Origin of the sequence: Enterococcus sp. DIV1315a (genome assembly GCF_051712325.1) — a bacterium.
GTDB lineage: Bacteria > Bacillota > Bacilli > Lactobacillales > Enterococcaceae > Enterococcus > Enterococcus faecalis.
In genome coordinates this window covers 636,523-657,576 of record NZ_JBIOOS010000001.1, presented here as the reverse complement: position 1 = coordinate 657,576, position 21,054 = coordinate 636,523, and the positions used below count along the sequence as shown (strand labels likewise).

Genomic DNA, 21,054 nt, shown 5'->3' with positions numbered 1-21,054 from the left:
ACCAGAACATTAATGTTCTGGTCTCTTTATTTGAGTTCTTTTATCCTACATAAGCATCTAAGATAATTTGTTTTAGTTCACTAATTAATGGTTCTTTCGGATTTGCAGTTGTACATTGGTCTTCATATGCAAGTTCTGCCATACGATCAACTGTTGTGTCTAATGTTTCTTGTGAGACACCTTGGGCTTTCAAGTTCATGTCAATTCCGACTGATTTACCTAAGTCTGCTACTGCTGTTGCTAAAGCTTCTACTAATTCTGCGGTAGTATTTCCTTTTAAGCCTAAGAATTTTGCAATGTCTGCATAATCAGTATCGGCGCGGAAGTAATCATATTTAGGGAACATTGCGTGTTTTGATGGATCTTTCGCATTGTAACGAATAATATGTGGTAATAAAATCGCATTTGTACGACCATGTGGAATGCCATATTCCCCACCAATTTTATGAGCAATAGAGTGACAAATACCTAAGAATGCATTGGCAAATGCCATCCCTGCCATGGTTGATGCATTATGCATTTTTTCACGAGATTCCATATCTGGACGTTTCACTGAATTTTCTAAATGATCGAAAACTAACTTGATTGCTTGTAAACTTAAACCACGTGTGTAATCTGAAGCCATCACGGAAACATAAGATTCAATAGCATGTGTTAAAACATCCATACCTGTATCTGCAGTGACTGAAGCTGGCACAGACATTACGAACTGTGGATCAACAATCGCTACATCTGGTGTTAACGCATAGTCTGCTAACGGATATTTCACGTGTGTTTCACTATCAGTAATAACGGCAAATGGTGTAACTTCTGAACCAGTTCCTGAAGTAGTTGGGATACAAACAAATTGTGTTTTTTCTGGTTTGGCAATTTTATATGTCCGTTTGCGGATATCTAAGAATTTTTGTTTTGCACCAAAGAACTCTGTATCTGGGTGTTCATAGAACATCCACATGCCTTTCGCCGCATCCATTGCAGAACCGCCACCCAAGGCAATCACTGTATCTGGTTGGAAATCAACCATCATTTTGGTACCTGCATAAACAGTATTTGTTGATGGGTTTGGTTCAACATCAGAAAATACTTCGATTTTCACATCATTTTTACGTTTTTGTAGCTCTTTACGTACGATATCTGCATAGCCAAATTGAACCATACCTGGGTCACAAACTAACATGACACGTTCAACATTTTCCATTTTTTGTAGATATTGTAAAGAATTTTTTTCAAAGAAAATTTTTGGAGGTAATTTAAACCATTGCATATTATTTCTCCGTTTCGCTACCGTTTTAATATTAATTAAGTTAATGGCTGATACGTTTTTAGAAACAGAGTTTTTCCCGTATGAACCACAACCAAGTGTTAAGGATGGAATCATTTCGTTATAAATGTTACCGATACCGCCTTCTGCTGATGGAGTATTCACTAAAATACGACAAGCTTTCATACGTAAACCAAAAGCAACTTGTAACTCTTCATCTTCTGTATGAATTACTGCTGTATGTCCTAAACCACCTAAGTTTAACATCGCTTCACATAGTTCAAAAGCATGCTCTGCATTGTTTGATTTCATCATTGCTAAAACTGGCGATAATTTTTCTCTTGATAATGGATATTCTGGACCTGCACCTTCTAATTCAGCGATTAAAATTTTTGTGCCTTTTGGTACGCTAATTCCTGCTAATTCAGCAATTTTTTCTGCAGAGTTACCGACAATCGCTGGATTTACTGCGTATTTGCCTTCATTCATCACTGCATCTTCTAGTTTTTGTAATTCATTCGGTTTCACGAAGTAAACATTGTGTGCTTCAAACTCAGCTTTGACAGAAGCATAAATTTCTTTATCCACAATGACCGCTTGCTCAGAAGCACAAATCATTCCATTATCAAATGATTTTGAAACAATTAAATCATTAACCGCACGTTTCACTTTAGCCGTTTTTTCAATATAAGCTGGTACGTTCCCAGGACCAACGCCTAGTGCTGGTTTACCTGTTGAGTACGCAGATTTTACCATGCCTGCGCCACCAGTTGCTAAAACAATGGCAATCCCTGGATGATTCATCAAAGCAGATGTTGCATCAATCGATGGTTGTTCAATCCATTGAATACAATTTTCTGGTGCACCTGCTGCAATCGCCGCATCCCGTACAATACGTGCCGCTTCTGCCGAACATTTTTGTGCGCTAGGATGGAAAGCAAAAACAATTGGATTTCTTGTTTTTAAGGCAATTAGTGATTTAAAAATAGTTGTTGACGTTGGGTTCGTTGTTGGTGTGACCCCACATACCACGCCAACTGGCTCAGCAATTTCCATTAAACCGGTTTGTTCGTCTTTGTTAATTACACCCACTGTTTTATCATGTTTAATATTATTCCAAATGTATTCAGATGCATACATATTTTTGATTGCTTTATCTTCATAGATTCCACGGCCAGTTTCTTCGACAGCCATTTTTGCTAAAGGCATATGTTGGTCTAACGCCGCCATCGCCATTTGATGGACAATGTGATCTACTTGTTCTTGTGTAAAATCTTCCATTGCTTTTAAAGCGACATTCGCTTTTGTTGCTAATTCATCAATCATTGATGAAACATCAACCGTTTCTGTCTTTTCTTTTTTTACTGTTTTAACCATGTTCATCCTCCTAAGAGTTTCATTTTAAAAAAACTTTGTTAACTATTTCACATTCACATCATACAACATAAAACGAATCTTGTAAATAGTTTTTGTGATATTTTTCACAACTATTTATAATTTTTTTATCTCAAAAAAAAAGACCTATTCTTTTTTCTAGAATAAGTCTTCAATATCATGCCAGTCCCTTAAAGGATTTTTTGATGTCTGTGCCAATAATTGTTGATAGTCAAAAAATTCATTCGGCTTAACCTTCTGAATGTCTTTACGACAGTCTTTGACAGATAAATGGGTTTGTTTTTTCCAACGATAGGTGAGTAAATAAGTCAATAAATCTTCTTCGTTGATGGAAGAATAACCTAGTTCACGAAAATTTTGGCACTTCTTTTTAATACTTTTATTGAGCATTTTTTGTTGTAACCAACTTAATTTTTCCTTTGTCATGGGCTCTTCTCCTTCCAACCAAGCGAAAGATTGCTCACTTTTTAACTATCTTTCAACACTATAAAAAGGAACCTTTTTTGTAAACTTAATAGTTAAAAAGGACTTAGGGCGTAAGTCAAAATGACCTACCTTCCTAGTCCTACATTTTAAGATAAACGACACGAGCGGAATAGGAATTATCTCTTCTTATTGGCTTTCTCGTGTGACTACTGGTCACAGTTTCGCCTTTGAAAAGCCTGTTCCGCTCTCTTTAACCATTAAATGAATCAGTTGAATCGTTTAGTCTTTCTTTTCTTTTGAAGGATCTGATGTTTCAGGAACTTCAGTTACTTCTTCTGTGACTGTCTCTTCAACTTCTGTGACTGGTACACTAGTTACTGCTGAATCATTTGTAACAGCAGTTCCAGGTGTTACAGTTCGAATTGCTGCACGGTCAAATTCTAAGACAATACCTTCGCAATCGATTAAAACTGTTTTTTCGTTGATTTCACTTAAAACACCATGTAAACCACCAATTGTGACAACACTATCGCCAATTTTCATTGCGTTTAGTTGTTTTTGACGTTCTTGCTGTTGTTTCTTTTGAGAACGTGTCATGAAAAACATCATTCCTCCTAAAAGGACTAATGTAAAAATCATTGTAAATCCGCCACCCATTTGTTTCACCTCACTCTGCATTATTCACACTACTAACTGTATCAAAAAAATGCTTGAAGAACTAGTTTTTTCCTCTAATTTTTAGAAACTTTTTGCATTCGCTTTATTAAAGCCATATTCTTCAAAAAACGCTTGTCGGAATTCTAATAAATTGTCGTCCATAATTGCTTGACGGACATTTTTCATTAAGTCTAACAAGAAGTATAAATTATGATACGATGTTAAACGGATTCCGAATGTTTCATCACATTTAATCAAATGACGAATATAGGCCCGCGTATAATTACGACAAACATAACAATCACATTTTTCATCAAGCGGACGAAAATCTCTTGCATATTGGGCATTTTTAACAACCAAGCGACCTTGTGAAGTCATACAAGTACCATTGCGCGCAATACGTGTTGGTAGCACACAATCAAACATGTCAATCCCACGAATCACTCCATCAATTAATGAATCAGGGGCACCCACACCCATTAAGTAACGTGGTTTATTTTCAGGAATTAACGGTGTCGTAAAGTCTAAGACTCGGTTCATTTCTTCCTTAGACTCACCAACAGATAAGCCACCAATCGAATAGCCAGGAAAATCCATACTCACTAAATCTTTGGCACTTTGACGACGTAAATCTTCAAATCCCGCACCTTGAACAATACCGAATAATCCCTGTCTATCAGGATTCGCATGGGCTTTTAAGCCACGCTCAGCCCAACGAGAAGTCCGTTCAATCGAACGTTTGACATACTCATAGCTTTCATCAAATGGTGGACATTCATCAAAGCTCATCATAATATCTGATCCTAATTTATTTTGAATATTGATCGCTTTTTCTGGAGAAAGGAACATTTTTGAACCATTTAAATGATTTCTAAAATGCACACCTTCTTCTTCGATTTTCCGCATATCACTTAATGAAAAGACTTGGAAGCCACCTGAATCAGTTAAAATAGGTTGATCCCAGTTCATAAATTTGTGTAAACCGCCTGCTTCTTCGACTAAATCTTCACCTGGGCGTAACCATAAATGGTAAGTATTACTTAAAATAACACCGGCACCCATTTCTTTTAATTCTTCTGGTGACATTGTTTTAACTGTCGCAAGTGTACCTACCGGCATAAACATTGGTGTTGGAAATGTGCCGTGAGGAGTAATTAATTCACCTAAACGCGCACCTGTGTGTTTATCTTTTTTGATTAAACGATAACGAATGGCTGGTTCCGTCATTCATTTCCCTACTTTCTACTATAATTTGTCCTCCCATCATCATACTTTTTTTTTATTGAATTTGCAAGGATTTCTCAAGGTTTCTTTTTTCAAAAAAGGATCCTTAAAAAACAGCAACTAGTTCAAATAATTCAAATGAGCTAGTTGCTGTTTGGCACTTATTTTGTCGCTGTATATTTTTCTAAATCTTGCATCGCTGTTTTCACAATTTCAGGGGTAATTTTTTGTTTCATATAATGAATCGTTTCGCCTTCTATACAAGCACGTTCTGCTACTTCTTGATACTCGGCTTCAGTTAAGTCCATCTCCATTTCTTTTAAAGAAATAGGCAAACCTAGTTGGTGATAGAAAGGAATCAATTCAGCGATTTCTTGCCATTTCTCTTCAATGGCTAATTGAACAAACACACCATACGCCACTTTGTTTCCATGCAATTGTCGATGGCTAGCTGGCAGCAAAGTTAGTGCATCATGAATGGAATGGGCACCTGCTGTCCGACCATAATCATCGCCAAAGCCACCCACCATTCCACCAATAATTAAATTCGTTTCGATGACATCAATAAACGATTGATTTAATTGCTGCTCTTCCATCGCTTTTAAAGCATTGATACTTTCATTTAACAAAATATCGCGGCATTTTTCCGCGGCAAAATGAGAAACTTGAATAGGTAACACTTGGACGTCTAACTGCGAAATAATCGCATCTGCTTCGTACCATTTAGCTAATGTATCCCCAATACCTGCCACCATTAAGGACCGAGGCGAATGCAATAACACTCTTGGTTCTACCAACACCAAAGCGTTTGCTTGCGGAAAAACGTCATACCGTTCCATTGCTCCATCTTCTCGATACATTACGCTCAATGGCGTGCACGGTGCACAAGTAGCTGCTAAAGTGGGTAAAATAATGACCGGTAACGCCATTTTGTGTGCTAAGGCTTTGCCCAAATCGGCCACTTTTCCTCCACCAACAGCGACGATGGCCTCTAAATGATTGTCCAGCACTTGCGCTTCTAACTCTTGCACACGTTGATCTGTACAAACACCTCCATAGTTTTCAAAAACAGCTGTTACTTTTTGAAACGTCGGAAAATACGGTTTTGCCGCTTGCCATGACTCAGTCCCGTGTAAAATGAATACACGATGAATATTTCTGCATAATAGTTGTCCTTCTAATAATTCCCACGAACCAATTTCGCAAAGATACTCTTGTGGTGTCCCTCTCACAATTAATGATTGTTCCATCTTGAAAATCCCCTTCATTTTTGACTTTTGAAAATTTTTTTGAAAAAGTTGTATTTTTTCAACTCTACTACTTTTCCTTTTACATATTCTATGATATGATAAACCACATCATAACACAATAAATTTTTATACATTTATTCGCTTTTTTTGAATATTTATAAAAATAATACAAAAAGGAGTTTACGCAAATGACCAAATGTAAAAAATGGCTACAGACGATTTTACCAATTTTATTCTTGTTGCTCTCATTATTACCTATTAAAGAAACTTTTGCAGCCGAAAACGATCCAGTCTATGACAAAATCATCCAAAAGGGAGAACTAGTTGTCGGCTTATCCGCAGACTATGCCCCTTATGAATTTCATGCAAAAGTAGATGGTGAAGATAAAATTGTTGGTTTTGATATTTCTATTGCTCAAAAAATTGCCGACGATTTAGGCGTTAAATTAAAAATCGAAGAACTAGGCTTTGATGCTCTGTTAGGGGCCTTAAAAACTGGCAAGATTGACATGGTCATCTCTGGCATGTCGCCAACGCCTGAACGATTAAAAGAAGTAGCTTTTTCTCAACCATATATGAATGTTCAACAAAGAGTCATTGTTCGGAAAGAAGACAAAGATAAATTTCATTCCACTAAAGATTTCGAAGGCGTTCGTGCAGGTGCCCAAAAGCAAACGACACAAGAAGAATTAATTAAAACCGAATTAACCGGTGCTGTCCCTACTTCTCTTCAAAAAATTCCAGATTTAATTATGAATCTAAAAAATAATAAATTAGATGCAGTCGTTATGGAAGAACCGGTTGGCGAAGCCTATGTTTCTCAAAATGAGGATTTAGCTTTTGCTGATGTTACCTTTGAAAAAGGCTCAAAAGATACTGCCGTTGCTTTTCCTAAAGATGCGCCCGTTTTGACGGAGAAAGTAAATGCCTCTATTAAACAAATTAATGATCAAAAATTAATGGACGGTTATAAAAAAGAAGCCAATCAATTAATGTTCCAAAAAGATCAAAGCTTTTTACAAAAGTATGGAAAGTTCTACCTTAACGGTGCAGGCTATACCATTTTCCTAGCTTTCATTGGTGTTTTGTTTGGTGCCATTTTAGGGGCATTACTTGCCTTAATGAAGTTAGCCAATTCCAAAATTTTACGTGGCATTGCCATTGCTTATATTGAATATGTTCGTGGCACTCCTTTGCTTGTTCAAATTTTTATTGTCTATTTCGGGACAGGCGTTCTTGGTTTAGACTTATCAAAAGTAGCAGCTGGTTGTATTGCTCTTTCTTTAAACAGTGGTGCATATGTAGCAGAAATTATTCGTGCTGGTATTCAGGCAGTTAATAAAGGACAATTGGAAGCTGCTCGTTCTTTGGGAATGAATCAAAACCAAGCAATGCGATACATCATTTTCCCACAAGCTATTAAAAATATTTTACCAGCGTTAGGCAATGAATTTGTTACAGTAATTAAAGAATCTTCCGTTGTTTCAGTCATTGGTGTTTCGGAACTAATTTTCCAAGCTGGCAACGTTCAAGGAGCAAGTTTTAAACCCTTCTTACCTTACTTAATTGTATCGTTAATTTATTTCGTCCTAACCTTTACTATCTCACGTCTATTAGGTGTTGCTGAAAGGAGAATGAGTACTAGTGATTAACATTAAAAACTTACAGAAAACATTCGGAAAAAATGAAGTACTTAAAGGAATTGACTTAGAAATTGAAGCTGGTGAAGTTGTCGTAATTATTGGCCCTTCTGGTAGTGGTAAAAGTACTTTTTTACGTTGCTTGAACTTATTAGAAACACCAACTGGTGGCAGCGTTGAATTTGAAGGAAAAAATTTATTAGATAAAAATACCAACATTGATCAACTTCGTCAAAAAATGGGAATGGTATTCCAAAATTTCAATCTTTTCCCGCATAAAAATGTCTTGGAAAACTTAACGATTAGTCCTGTTAAAGTAAAAAAAGAAGCCGCTGCTGAAGCCACAGAACATGCTCTTTCTTTACTGGAACAAGTTGGTTTATCAGATAAAAAAGAAAATTATCCCGCTCAACTTTCTGGTGGGCAACAACAACGGGTAGCGATTGCTCGTGCTTTAGCCATGCGCCCTGACGTGATGCTGTTCGATGAACCAACTTCTGCCTTAGACCCTGAAATGGTGGGCGAAGTGCTATCCGTTATGAAAAATTTAGCTATTGAAGGGATGACAATGGTGGTGGTTACCCACGAAATGGGCTTCGCAAAAGAAGTTGCGGACCGTGTCATTTTTATGGATGCAGGAATTATTCAAGAAGAAGGCACACCTGAAGAAATTTTTGATGCGCCACAAAACCCAAGAACACAAGATTTTCTAAGAAAAGTTTTATAAAAAGGAGCACCTGGTATGGATCGCAAGAATATCGCAACACGTTACCAACAACCTACTGAAAATTTACTCATGGATATTGCAACATTGGCGAAAAAGACCCCAAATTTAATCGATTTATCTATTGGTGACCCTGACTTAATTACCGATGAGCGGATTATCGAACAAGCAGCTAACGATGCCAAAAATGGGCATACAAAATATACCGCTTCTGATGGTAGCGAGACATTCATTGAGGCGGTCATTCAGTTTTATCAGTCACATTATCAATTATCTTTTCAACCGAATCAAGTCCGGGCCACAGTTGGCGCTCTGCACGGAATGTACCTTGCCTTACAAGTGATTCTAAATCATGGAGATGAAGTGATTATTCATGAACCTTATTTCTCTCCTTATAAAGACCAAGTCCTTTTAGCAGATGGCGTTCCGGTCTTTTTACCAACCTATGAAAAAGATGGTTTCCAAATTGATGTAGCTCTTTTGAAAGAAAAAATCACGCCTAAAACCAAAGCGATTATTCTTAATTCACCGAATAACCCGACAGGCGCTGTTTTCTCTGAAGAAACTTTCAGAGAAATTGCACAGGTAGCGATTGAACACAACTTATACATTCTTTCAGATGAAGTTTATGAAGCCTTTTGTTTCCAAGAAACGTTTACTCCCATGGCTACGTTTGCTCCAGAAAATACTATCACTTTTGGTAGCTTTTCAAAAGCCTTTGCAATGACTGGTTGGCGTATTGGTTATATGATTGCCCCAGACTATATTAACGAAGTAGCCAAATTAATTAATGAAGGCGTTACGTATTCTGCGCCTACGTTGTCACAGCAAGCAGGAATCTATGCGTTACAACATTTTGACGAATTTGTAGACCCAATCGTTGAAGTGTTCCAAACACGTTTAGAGTATGTGGCCCAACGAGTAGCAAAAATTCCTTTCCTTTCGCTTCATCCAGTCAAAGGAAGTATTTACGCCTTCATTAACATTCAAAAAACCGGACTAACTTCCGTCCCTTTTGTGGAAAAGCTTTTAAAAGAGACACAGGTATTAGTGATTCCTGGAAAAGCATTTGGTGAAACAACGGGCGATGAGTACATTCGTTTAGCCGCAACACAAAATTTAGATTTATTAAAGGAAGCGTTCGATCGAATTGAAAGAATGACCTTTGAATAAAAAAAGCTTCTGCATTAGCTAATAATCATAGCTAATGCAGAAGCTTTTTAGATTTCTTCTATCAATTCAATCGCTTGCCCACCAACATGCGGTGGAATTGACATAGTCATCGGCGGCAAGCCCACGACTGTGAAACGGACTTTGGTCCCTTTTTTCAAGTGAGACAGTGGGATACTTTCCTCTAACTGTTCAACAAGTATGTTTAAAATTACCCCATGAGAAAATAAGGGCACAATGGATTCTGGATCACTTTCTGCTTGGATATTTTCTAAATGTAATCGCATTGACAATGGCTGCGTCTCATTTAACACACCAGCATCTGCTAATTTCCCTGTAAAAACAGCAATTTTTTCAGTCATTTGTTTGCCTCCTTTTTAAACATCATATTGAAGAGAATTAATTCCATCCCCTAAAAATTCTGAAGCGTTGTTAAATTCGGCAGGATCATATTTGGTATAGGAAACTTGTAATGTCAAAGTAATATTCCTTAAGGTTTCAGAATGGGCAAATTTCTCTTGAGCTTGTTGTTTGAATTCTTTTCTAGTAGTGTATCCGTCATCCCCATCGCGGAAAATTAATAACGCCCAAGTCGGCGGTGTGCCGTCGATAAAGTATGGTAAGAAGCGATCATCCGTTGTCTCTTTAATCGCCGCTGTCACGATTTGTAGCAATTCATTCTTTTGTTCAGGACTTAATAAATTACGAATACTTTCCCAATAGGCCACTCGAATCACAACTAAATATAACGGCGCTTCATAACGTGTAGAAATATCAGAAAATAAATCAAATCCTTCTTCGTACATTTTTGCTGTTCTTAAATTAGTTACTGCATCTAACGCATTTAACTGAGAAGTTTCTTTACGTAAACGAATATTTTCTTCTTGAATCATACGAATTTGATAAGTCACTGCATAGATTGTTAAACAGTAGAGTGGCGGCATGATTAGCCAAAATAATGAGCCATAGCTAAACAAATCATGATAGACATACTGATATACAACATAAGTCAATTGTAGAAAAATAAATATAAGCGAAAATGTTAACCCCGCTGTAATTCCTACAAAATAGGTGACAATAATTAAGATAACTGAAATTAATAGACAGCTTAAGTCAACAAAGAAATCGTTCGTTCCTAAGGCCATAAAGATGGTTGTGCCGACAACCAAAACAATTCCTACCAACAAAGTTACATCCAAAAGTAAGGTCACTCGTTTTTGATTCACTCTATTCCCCACCTTTCAAATTCTTCTTCACGATGAAGAACGCACTTAATCCAATAATGGTCATACCAATTAAGAAGACAAATAGATAAATCATTAATTTATGATTATTGACAATTCGTTTACCTAATGATTCGTTGCTAACGTTGCTTACACGTTTTTTGAAACGATAATCATAGCGACGATAGTTCGGATCGACCACAATGGCATCTCCTTTGTACATAGAAGTATTCTTCTCTGTATTCACTTGTGTAGAGGCTAAAAAGACACCTTGTGATTTAGCTCCCGTTAAGATTAACGCCGCGGCTTTCGCATTATATGGAGAAAACATTAGCTGCGCCGTACCGATTTGTTTACCATAATCTTTTTCGATACTCAGTTTCTCGTTTGAAACAAAACGTGTGAAGTCCTTATCATAATGGAAATATAACTGATCGTTTAACTTACGAATCATCGGATTATCCTTAGGCGTACCAAAAATAATCAAGTTATGATTTTCTAATGCCGCATTTTTAGGCGCTTTTTTATAATACGTAATCTCACCGACATTACTTTCGGCATAATTACCAATTAAGTTAAATAAATTGGTCAACACTTTAAAATAGTTGTCGTCCATTTTTTCTGGTAATAAAATCGCTAAATCAGCAAAAGAACGGCTTCTGATAAAAATGTTCGGATAGTTGTTAAATAATATGTCATTCAGTTCTTCTGTTTGAATAAACGCATTCGAATTATTTTCAATAAAGGCCCATGGAGTCTGACCATTTCGTAAAACTTCTGGTGATTTAACATTCAAATCAAAAGCAACTTTTAAAACAAAACTATCAGCAATTTCTAAGTTCTTTGGAAATTCGAGATTTAATTCATCACCGTTTGCACGAGCAGCGGTTAATTTCTTGCTGCCAATTGGTTTATCATTGGCATAGACCGTCACTAAAGAAGAATCAAAATCTAAGTTTTCAGCATATTTAAAATGTAAATGCACGCGACTGCCATTGGCATTGTTTCGATCCACTGGTAAATTGACAAAGTACGTTTGTTCTTGGTGATAGGCCCCTTCTAGCTTGTCCCCCGTTGAGGTTAATGGATAATTTCCATCAAATTCTAAAGTTGAACTAAACGTATCGGTATTCTCATCAACTGTTGTCTCTTCTTTATCTGTTTGGGTCATTAATTCATAATTGGCTAAATAACGTCCTGCACGAACAAGTAAGTCCTCATCTTTAGAAGTAGCTACTAAAACATGCTTATCTGATTGATTGAAAAATTTTAAGACAGCCTGGTCCTCCACACGTTTGCTATCAATTTGACTTTTATACTGATCTGGTAATTTATCATAGCTGGCAATAATCAACTGATAGGGTGCTGACTGTTCTTTGTTCAAAGAAGCCATTGGCAACAATTCTTCTGAGGTAGTAATCAAACGAGCAGCACCAGCTAACGCATGGGTCGCTGCAGCTAATTCTTTTTCCGATGCATTTTCTGGTGTCAAAATAACACTGTGTTTATTCGCAATCGTGTCTGCTCCCACAAAATGATTATAAAAAGAATGAATCGTATTCTCTGGTAATTGTAAATCGTATTGGAAGTTTACGTTAGATCCTTCATACATCGTTAACCAATTTGCTGGAGTTTCAATTAAATTATACATGTCGTTTCCTGCCTGATTAATAATTTGGCCCTCAACAGTCAATGTATTTGTCTCTTTAATCAGTTCCAAAGGGATTTCAATCGTCTTTTGTTGAATACCAGTCGTATTTTCAGGACGCCAAGAATAAAACTTCACACCATTCACTGCCACAGTTAAATCTGAGGTCTGATTATTTTTTAATTGTGTGATTTGGTAGGTCATATTGAATGATGCTTTTTTAACGTTCCAATAATCAATTTTTGTAAAATACATGGTGCTACGGACAGAAGTACCTGTTAAAGAGATTGTTTTATTTTGAAAAGGTTGTGTAAAGGTATGGTTGTCTTGTTCTTTGTTTTCGGCGTATACGGTCGGACTTGCGACACCAATCAGAATTGCCAGAAAGAACAACCCTATTAAAGTGACTGTTTTTTGTTTCATTGCACGTTTCCTCCTTATTTAAATCGTTCAGTTTTGTACCATTTTGTTTGTGTTTGTTTATGAAAAACATTTTCTTTAATATACATCACCATGCCATAAGCGGCGACTACTAGCCACATCTGACTGTATGTAATATACATCAAGGCAATAATTAAGATATTCTCTAAAGTCATTTCGCCTTTTTCGGTCGTAATACTGACAAAAGTACTGAAAATAAATAACAAAATCGCTAACAACCACAAGGAATTGCTAAATCCTTGCAGGGTCGTTGTTAAGTAACCAGACATTGATAAAACTAACATGATGTCTGACAAAACGAGCGATGTCATTAAGAGAAAATAAATGGACAAGAAATATAAAATATCAAAACGGATCCGACTTGCTTTAGGATTAAACAATAACTTAGCATTTTTAACAATAACATAAATATTGCCTTTGACCCATCGCGTCCGTTGTCGGAACCAAACTGACAAAGTTTGCGGCTCTTGCTCCCACGTCACTGCTTTTGGTTGAAACTTAATTTTATAGCCCATCATATAGATGCGAAAACTGATTTCTGTATCTTCGGCTAACGCTTTGTCATCCCAGCCGCCAATGGCTTCAATAATACTGCGACGAACAATGAAATTTGTGCCAGGAATCGTGCATAACTTAAATAATTGAAAACGACCGGCTTGTGCCATCCATTGAAAGGCCAGTGTTTCGATATTAATAAAGCGTGTCAACAAGCTTGCATTGCGATTTCTCGTTCTAAATTTACCAATAACTGCGCCGTATTCCTCACTAGCGATTAACTCTCCAACTAAATAACGGAGTGCATTCGGTTCAGGTGTATTGTCCGCATCATAAATGGCAATCACGTCCCCCTTGGCTTGCTTGAAACCAATGTTTAAGGCATTAGACTTACCTTTCCCACCTGTTATATTGTCTGTATTAATAATCTGCAAATTTCGATTAACCGCCTTTTTTTGGACGTTCGCTAAAAGCTCAGCACTATTATCACTTGAGTTGTCATTAATCACAATAATTTCATAGCGATCTTGCGGATAATTAAAATTCAATAACGCTTCAACTGTCCGCACAATGACAATTCCTTCATTATGGGCCGGCACCATAATTGAAACAAACGGCGCGTCTTCGTCCTCTACAGGTGGTGGTGCGACAGGATCTGTTTTTAAATAATAAACATAGCCAAAAATAACTAAGAGAATATTTACAATTAGTAGACTCCAAATAATGATAGTTGCTGTTAACATTACAATGTCAGCAATGGTCATTTGTCTTCCTCCTTATTAATATATTTCGACCGATAATTCTTTCGTCCAATCATAAACAAAATAATCAGGATGATTAAAGTCAGTGTAACAACGCCAACTAAAATATTATTTGTGATGCTAAAAAAGAATGAAAATAACCCTGTAAATCGTTGTTTTTCAACTGTTGAGGCCCCTGTATCAGCCAAACCATTGACAATTTGATTGTTTAAGAAGAACCGATTATTCCGAAATTCGATTTTCTGCGTTTGTATTTGAACAGTGAAATGTTGATCCGCTTCTGAAACACTAAACACTATTGGTGCTTCCTTGACTTCTTGAATTAGATGATCCACTTCTTTTTTAGAATTTGGAAATGAAAAACTAATGGTGGTCGGCATTGGAAATCGATAGTCATTCGGATTATCTTTATCCGTCCATTCAATCCCCGATAAATAATCATACGGTAAATCAAACAAAGCATTCTTATAAGTGATTGATTCTCCCGTTTGGTTCCGATAAAAAACGCGTTCAATCGGCGGATTTTCTCTTAGAATCACTGTATCACTAATTGCTAGACCATCCTCTTGGTATTGAAGGTCTTGATTCCAGTATCCTGGAGCAGAAATGCCTACTGGATAGACATGTCTGTCGACCAATAAACTAATCTGCTGCTCCATCAATTGTTTCAAGGCACGTTGGTCATTTAAATCAACATTGTTAACGACCGGTGTTTCTAAGAAAATAACCCCCGTCGAAGCAAACGCACGTAACGCATTCGTAAATAGTTTATAAGGTAAAATCGTATTGTTTTGTGAAACGCTCGTACTGGATAAAATATAAGGATACGTGGTTTTAACTAATTCTTCTTGCAAATAGGTTGCCACAGACATATCTCTTAACGGGTTAAAATCAGAAATCGTCAAAAACGGCCGTGACATTTTTTCACTTTCCAGCCATTGACTAATTACGTCCAAGCTTTCTAAAAAAACAGCGCCTTTGCGTTCAAACATTGGGAGAAAAGCATGCCCATTCTCAATTACACCAAATGGATATTCTTCTGGTGCTAATTCTTGTGTTTTTAATCGACCAACTGTCTGACCTTGCGTATTTTCCAGCACAACTGATTGATCTTGAAAAGGCAATACTTGAGAAAAGCGGTTTTTTTCATCTTCTAACCGATATTGACGATGACTTAATTCTTTCCATGTACCGCTAAAATATTGTTTTTCATCGTCACGCATGTTTCGACCAATGTGTAATTGTTTACCTTTAAAATGAACTCGATCTGCTAGAAAATCAGAGGCAATAACGCCGGCTTGTTCAGGCCAATTCACCATAGAAATCAAACTGTCATAGCCATCATTTAGCAATTCGCCAGGCACATAGTCTGACACCGCCACACTCTGAACTTCTACTCCAAAACTCGTCAACACTCGTTGTAAAGCATCCACATCATTTTCTTTTTTCCCAGCAATATTCAAGCTGTCATAGACAAGTAAGACATGTTTACTTGGTGCAGCCAGCGCCGGTTTGGCAAAGCTACAAAAAACGAAAAAGAGTAAGAAACACACCCAGCCAATAAGATATTGTTTATTTTTCAATTCCCTCTACCTCCCCAATGACTTGTGGTGTTGTATCTTGCCACATTCGTTTACCAATAACATCAGAAACAATTTGTAACAAGAGAAAATCTAAAAATACTGAGACTAAAAACAAATGACGTACTAAGTCACTATCCCCATCAATAATAATTGTTGAAATGAAAACAACTAATAAATTTAGATAAATTCCTGTCATTAAAAAGAAGCGAAAAACTAATCTGGGTTCGTTTCTCTTGAGTCCTCTGTATAAACCAACGCCATATAAACCAAACAGAATCACACCTAATAATAGATAGAAAGCAAAGTTTTTAGGGAAAAAACTGGCTTTAATACGGTTATACACCATAAAAAATTTAGATTGTTCCAGCGGTGCACGCCCCGTCGTTTTCTCAAAATTCCCCACATTATTAGGCTTTACTAAGTAAACATTTGGGACCGCTGAATTCAGTCCTTGCCATAATTCAGATGGATAATTTAAATAATTCAATAACACCCAGCCAAAACTCGTTTTATCAAAAAAATCTTTTTTCATTTGTTCAGAAGTTGGTGATACAGGACTGTATTCTTCAAAGTAGGAACGTCCCTTTTGTAACCCATATTGCGGGTTGATTCCGCCCTCTGACATCCGTTTATCCGGAACCTTACTATCCTTCATTACACCGCGCGTCATGCTGTGGTAGACATCACGTTCATAGATATCGTTAGGAACGATAAAAGCTGCTAACGTTGTAAAACCAATCAACGCAATTAAAAAGGCCGTCATTGACAATCGTTGGTAACGTTGTGACAAGTAGACAAAAAATCCTAATCCAGCAATAATTACGCCAATAATCAGCAAATATTCTTGGCGTGTTGTCCCTATTAAAAGTACTACTGCTTGTGCCAAGATAACCAAAACTATTCTTCTGAGCCAAGTTCGTGGTTTCGTCACCCGATAAAAATAGACTGAAAATGCTAAGACACTCACAGAAAGTAAAAAACTCGTCGCTTCTGTATAAAAGGAATTAAAATAAATCGTATAGGAGGTATCCCCCAAGATGAAAATAACCAACAAGGAGATAAGATAACTTTTTTTCAAAGATACGCCTTCGGTTAAGCCTCGTACCAGAATATAAATTGACACTAAAAAACAACTAAGATAAACGAAACCTAAGAAACGAATATCGAAAAGTGTTTGACTATAAAAAAGTTTATTAAGCCAAATGGCAATGGTGATGAAAAATTGTTGAGTGGAAACAAAGTGCGTCGTTGTTTCATTAAAATAACGCATAATTGAAAAGTCCTTAACAAAATAGGCCACATTGTCGTAGCTATCACCATTGACACGATAAAGACTATTTGAATTTAACACACGAAAATACTCGCCATTATCTCCCAAGCCATTAATCGGATAAACAAATAACAAAATGCTTGTCACTAACCCAATCCCTAAAACGGCCAAAAGACTTGGAGAAATATAACGACTCAACCATTCAAAAGCCGAGTTCATGTGTTTTTTGATCTTTTCCATGCTTTCACCTCATCTAGAAATCATAGGCCAAAAGAGCCATTAAGTTATTATAGGAATAGACTTGTTTCGTAACTTTATCACCAAATCCTCCATAAATCGGACTGCTTGAATCCATAATTTGAAAATTATTAAGTACTGTGATTGCCGCACGATACAACTCTTTGTCATTTTCGGCAACACCAATTAAAGCCGCTATCGCATAACTGGCTGCAGATTGATTTTTATCCACAGGTGATCCATTTAAATCATACGAGTTAAAAAGCGTTCCTTGCTGAACTTGTTTTCGTACAAAATCAATACTAGTCTGTTTCGCCATACCCACTTCACTTAAATGGACAATCGTTAATAAAGATTCAATAATATTAAGTGTTCCGTTGTTTTCGTATTTATTTGTCTGATGATTAAACTTCGTTTGATAAAGAGGTAAATCATCAGAAATATAGCCATCGTCTATTAATTGGTAATGATACTGCAAGTAGTCTGCTGAAATCCCAAATTCTTTGTATAGATAACCCAGCGTAATTAAGTCAATATAAAACAAAGAAGTTTCTGAAGACTGTTGTTTTGATTTACTATCGTAAAAATCAATTAGAATATTATCTTTCATAGAGGTTTTCATAAAACTCTTGCCTAATTTTTTAATTTCTTGATCGTACTGATCTGTTTTAAAATGCCCCCCTGCTTCAATTAATGAACGAATGATCCGTAAATCATCAATCGAGGCATTGACATTGTACTTATTGCCTTGCTCGTCAATTCGGTAACTAAATTGGACACCGTCGTAAAAGGTGTCTTTCGTCTGCTTGTAAAAATTATCAAAACGTCCCTGCGTATCAAAAGCTAAATTACGCAAATATAGACCCGAAGACTCACTTAGCAACTCATGTCCTGTGGCGACATCTTTGCGTTCAGCATCTGGTAAATAGTTGGTTAAAAAACCGCCGTCTGTTTTGAGCCGGGTTTCAATAAAAAACTTCAACAAATCTTTGCGTTCAGCGGTTTCTTTTGTGTGAAATTCATGTTTTGTTAAAAAATGTTGTTTGTCTGTCGACATTAAGCGTTGAATTTTTGGATTCACTTTTTCCACCTCTACTTTATAGGATTTTTCTCTAAACAAAAGAAAATATCCTCCTAGAAGCACCACGAATACCCCAATAAAAATCCAAAGTTTTCTCTTCATTGTTACGCCTCTTTTCCTCACTTCTTTATTGTCAGTGTACACAAAAGTACTTGTTTTTGCGAAACTTACGCTACCTCTTCAAACGCAAGAAAAAAAGCAATCCATAAAAATAAAAGGATTGCTTTAACCGTTTCGTCGATCATTTCCTGTCATCGTAATCTCTTTTGACAGATAACGCACACGTTCCATAATTCGTCTGGCTTTTAGCGGCTCTTGTTCTCCTCGTTGCGTCACGGTTAAATGCTCTTCTAAAGCTTTTAAATCTAGATTGGAAGAGAAAAAAGTAACTAATTGTTCTTGCATTCGGTATTGCAAGATTACGCTTAAAACGTCGTCACGAATCCAACTAGTCATGGATTCCGCACCAATGTCATCAATCATTAATATAGGGGATTTTTTTACTGCATCGAGCTTTTCACCAACTTGATCGCGACCAATGGCTTGCTTCATTTCTACTGTAAATGTTGGAAAATGAACAATTGTCGTAGTAAATCCACGTTCTGCTAAAGCATTAGCCATCGCACCTAATAAGAAAGATTTTCCTACACCGAAGGGGCCTTGTAAATAGAGCCCTTTATGAAATTCTTTTGGTGTCGCAGGATATTCTCTTAAAAATTGCATTGCTTCTGCTAACGCTTTGGCTCGACCTTGAGAAGATGGATCGAAATCTCGTAAATTTGCTTCTCGGACATCTTTTGGCATGTCCATTGCCCTTACTCGATTGCGAATTTCTTCTTCCTTCTGACGGGCGATTAAATCCGCCGTTGGGACATACGTTACATCAATGTAATGAAAATTCAACATTAATCTTGGCTCATAGCCGGGAGCAATCATTGCCGGATCGTTTACTTGAAATTTCTTTTTTTCTTGAACAAATTCATACAGCTTAGCATAACTTTTACGAATATCTTCATCGGTTAAACGCTCTCGGTTTGCTTGTATAAAGACTTGAACATCTTGATCTTTCAATACTTCGTTAACCAGCTCTTCATATCGTTCATTGATGTCACGCTTCTGGATAATTTTTGACATTTCTTTTCCTACGTCTTCCATCATTGGTCACCTCCTTGGTTTAAAAATTCTTGAATTTGTCGATCTAACTCGGCTTGTTCTTCTGGGGAAAGTTTTGTTTCATCGTTTGGCTGATCTGCCCATTCTGGCAATCGCTCTTGTCGAACAGTTTGGCGTTTCCCTGAATAATTTTGTTGTCGCTGTTTTTGTTTGGTTTGGCTTTGTTTTGCCAATTCTCTGACATGTTCAATTGCTTTTTCTGGTGAATGAATGCCACTTTGTCCCCATTCATTCGCAATTCGATTCACATACTCCGCTTTTAAAGTCGGTTGTTGTTGAATGTTGTAAACATAGTTAATCAAAATATTAATCACACTAGTCGGTAAGCCTGATTTGGCAACCAAATATTTCACTAATGAACGTTCTTGTGGTGTCGTATAGCCGCCTCGACTATTTTTTAAAGCTTCTAAATATTGAATAGGCGGATTCTTTTCACTATCCATAATCATTTGAATATCCAGTTCAGAAAAACCATTCATTTTTAATGTGTTATATCGATACGTTTGTTGCTCTTCCACCGTCAATTGTGCTTGCTTGTTTGTCACTACGTTTGTTGATTGTGGTTTTTTATCAGGATCAAACGCTTGATGAATCGTTCGCACTAATTCCTTAGGCAAAATTCGACTTGTATAATAGTCAAATGATTTCGAAGCAAAGTCTACCATATCTAACTCATTGATGCCATATAATTGATGAAAAACATAGACTTCTTCTTGAAAACTAGCCTCATCTTCAGGCAGTTGTAAGCCTAAACGGTGCAAACCTTCCACAAAATAGTGCCAATCAAAAGAATCCGTTGATACAGAAATTTTCTTCGATTTTTCTTTTTGAGAAAAAGTTTCTTGAATCGTTGTCAATCGGTTCGCTTCGGAAACAATTTGTTCTTCTTTAAAGGCATAAACCTCTTGAAAGCTAGCGGAAACATTTTGATAGCCCTCTGTTTTAGTAGGATGCGGTTGGAACTTTTGCACTAATTGATCAAATTTCCGTTGTCCAACCCGATTAAATAACACTAAAGCTAACACTTCATCTTTAAAAAAACGAGCGGCTGTTTCAGGTGCTTTTAAATAATATAAATAACAATCACCTAATTCCCGATCTGTTTTTTTATACGTTTCTAGCAACCCAATGCCTTCTAATTTGTAGCAAGCTTCTTCTAATTGTTGACAACTCAAGTCCAGCAAACTAATTAAATCTGCATGAAACAGCGAGCCATTCTCCTCTGAGTCTGTTGTTTCAGATAACAAAAGCCAATATAAACTAAACGCATTGGCGCCGACAATTGGTTGATATAAAAAGGTTAAAACCTCTTTCTCTTGATCAGAAAGCGGTGAATCAATAACCGCTTGAAAAATATTTTTTGGTTGGATTCTTTGCCGATTTCCTTTCAAAGAA

The 21,054-nt window shown here is 36.7% G+C and carries 17 protein-coding genes; 3 read left to right on the top strand and 14 right to left on the bottom strand.

The window, feature by feature from the left end; translation table 11 throughout:
• Positions 1-40 precede the first annotated feature (40 nt).
• The 5 genes from adhE to IGJ03_RS03120 form a co-directional block, all read right to left on the bottom strand.
• On the bottom strand, positions 41-2,638 hold the full coding sequence (gene adhE / locus IGJ03_RS03140) for a bifunctional acetaldehyde-CoA/alcohol dehydrogenase (RefSeq protein ID WP_375804805.1): 2,598 nt from the start codon (positions 2,636-2,638) through the stop codon (positions 41-43).
• Positions 2,639-2,794: 156 nt separating this feature from the next.
• Positions 2,795-3,100, bottom strand: a complete 306-nt coding sequence (locus IGJ03_RS03135) for a post-transcriptional regulator (protein ID WP_002355774.1) — start codon at positions 3,098-3,100, stop codon at positions 2,795-2,797.
• 261 nt (positions 3,101-3,361) lie between these two features.
• A complete protein-coding gene (yajC, locus tag IGJ03_RS03130; protein WP_025189494.1) occupies positions 3,362-3,760 on the bottom strand; it encodes a preprotein translocase subunit YajC in 399 nt (132 codons plus the stop codon).
• Between the two features lie 60 nt (positions 3,761-3,820).
• Positions 3,821-4,966 carry a tRNA guanosine(34) transglycosylase Tgt gene (tgt, locus tag IGJ03_RS03125; RefSeq protein WP_002355772.1) on the bottom strand — a complete coding sequence of 382 codons (1,146 nt, stop codon included), beginning with the start codon at positions 4,964-4,966 and terminating at the stop codon, positions 3,821-3,823.
• A 158-nt stretch (positions 4,967-5,124) separates the two neighbouring features.
• Complete coding sequence (locus IGJ03_RS03120) at positions 5,125-6,231, bottom strand: iron-containing alcohol dehydrogenase family protein (RefSeq protein ID WP_002358821.1); 1,107 nt, start codon at positions 6,229-6,231, stop codon at positions 5,125-5,127.
• Between the two features lie 170 nt (positions 6,232-6,401).
• On the opposite strand from IGJ03_RS03120, the gene IGJ03_RS03115 reads away from it, so the two are divergent.
• The 3 genes from IGJ03_RS03115 to IGJ03_RS03105 are packed head-to-tail and all read left to right on the top strand — an operon-like array spanning position 6,402 to position 9,750.
• A complete protein-coding gene (locus IGJ03_RS03115) occupies positions 6,402-7,865 on the top strand; it encodes an ABC transporter substrate-binding protein/permease (protein ID WP_002355770.1) in 1,464 nt (487 codons plus the stop codon).
• Entirely contained in the window at positions 7,858-8,580 is a 723-nt protein-coding gene (locus IGJ03_RS03110; RefSeq protein ID WP_002355769.1) for an amino acid ABC transporter ATP-binding protein, read from the top strand. The genes IGJ03_RS03115 and IGJ03_RS03110 overlap by 8 nt, the downstream gene beginning before the upstream one ends.
• Before the next feature lie 15 nt (positions 8,581-8,595).
• The gene (locus tag IGJ03_RS03105) at positions 8,596-9,750 is read left to right on the top strand and encodes a pyridoxal phosphate-dependent aminotransferase (RefSeq protein ID WP_375804804.1); all 1,155 of its coding nucleotides are present in this window, start codon (positions 8,596-8,598) and stop codon (positions 9,748-9,750) included.
• Between the two features lie 47 nt (positions 9,751-9,797).
• Here the strand turns inward: IGJ03_RS03105 and IGJ03_RS03100 are convergent, their stop codons facing one another.
• The 9 genes from IGJ03_RS03100 to IGJ03_RS03060 form a co-directional block, all read right to left on the bottom strand.
• Positions 9,798-10,109 carry a hypothetical protein gene (locus IGJ03_RS03100; protein ID WP_375804803.1) on the bottom strand — a complete coding sequence of 104 codons (312 nt, stop codon included), beginning with the start codon at positions 10,107-10,109 and terminating at the stop codon, positions 9,798-9,800.
• A gap of 15 nt (positions 10,110-10,124) precedes the next feature.
• Positions 10,125-10,985 carry a hypothetical protein gene (locus IGJ03_RS03095; RefSeq protein ID WP_025187183.1) on the bottom strand — a complete coding sequence of 287 codons (861 nt, stop codon included), beginning with the start codon at positions 10,983-10,985 and terminating at the stop codon, positions 10,125-10,127.
• Positions 10,975-13,041 carry a cellulose biosynthesis cyclic di-GMP-binding regulatory protein BcsB gene (locus IGJ03_RS03090; RefSeq protein WP_002396451.1) on the bottom strand — a complete coding sequence of 689 codons (2,067 nt, stop codon included), beginning with the start codon at positions 13,039-13,041 and terminating at the stop codon, positions 10,975-10,977. The genes IGJ03_RS03095 and IGJ03_RS03090 overlap by 11 nt, the downstream gene beginning before the upstream one ends.
• A gap of 14 nt (positions 13,042-13,055) precedes the next feature.
• Positions 13,056-14,318: a glycosyltransferase gene (locus tag IGJ03_RS03085; protein ID WP_002355764.1), complete on the bottom strand. Its 1,263-nt coding sequence runs from the start codon at positions 14,316-14,318 to the stop codon at positions 13,056-13,058.
• Positions 14,315-15,898 carry a hypothetical protein gene (locus tag IGJ03_RS03080; RefSeq protein ID WP_438711070.1) on the bottom strand — a complete coding sequence of 528 codons (1,584 nt, stop codon included), beginning with the start codon at positions 15,896-15,898 and terminating at the stop codon, positions 14,315-14,317. Before IGJ03_RS03080 ends, IGJ03_RS03085 begins: the two co-directional genes overlap by 4 nt.
• The gene (wsfD, locus tag IGJ03_RS03075; RefSeq protein WP_010712080.1) at positions 15,888-17,408 is read right to left on the bottom strand and encodes a glycan biosynthesis hexose transferase WsfD; all 1,521 of its coding nucleotides are present in this window, start codon (positions 17,406-17,408) and stop codon (positions 15,888-15,890) included. The genes IGJ03_RS03080 and wsfD overlap by 11 nt, the downstream gene beginning before the upstream one ends.
• A 13-nt stretch (positions 17,409-17,421) precedes the next feature.
• Entirely contained in the window at positions 17,422-18,630 is a 1,209-nt protein-coding gene (locus IGJ03_RS03070; protein ID WP_002385036.1) for a hypothetical protein, read from the bottom strand.
• Between the two features lie 81 nt (positions 18,631-18,711).
• Positions 18,712-19,641 carry a primosomal protein DnaI gene (gene dnaI, locus IGJ03_RS03065; RefSeq protein ID WP_375804821.1) on the bottom strand — a complete coding sequence of 310 codons (930 nt, stop codon included), beginning with the start codon at positions 19,639-19,641 and terminating at the stop codon, positions 18,712-18,714.
• The gene (locus IGJ03_RS03060; RefSeq protein WP_375804802.1) at positions 19,641-21,050 is read right to left on the bottom strand and encodes a replication initiation and membrane attachment family protein; all 1,410 of its coding nucleotides are present in this window, start codon (positions 21,048-21,050) and stop codon (positions 19,641-19,643) included. The genes dnaI and IGJ03_RS03060 overlap by 1 nt, the downstream gene beginning before the upstream one ends.
• Between the last annotated feature and the right edge of the window lie 4 nt (positions 21,051-21,054).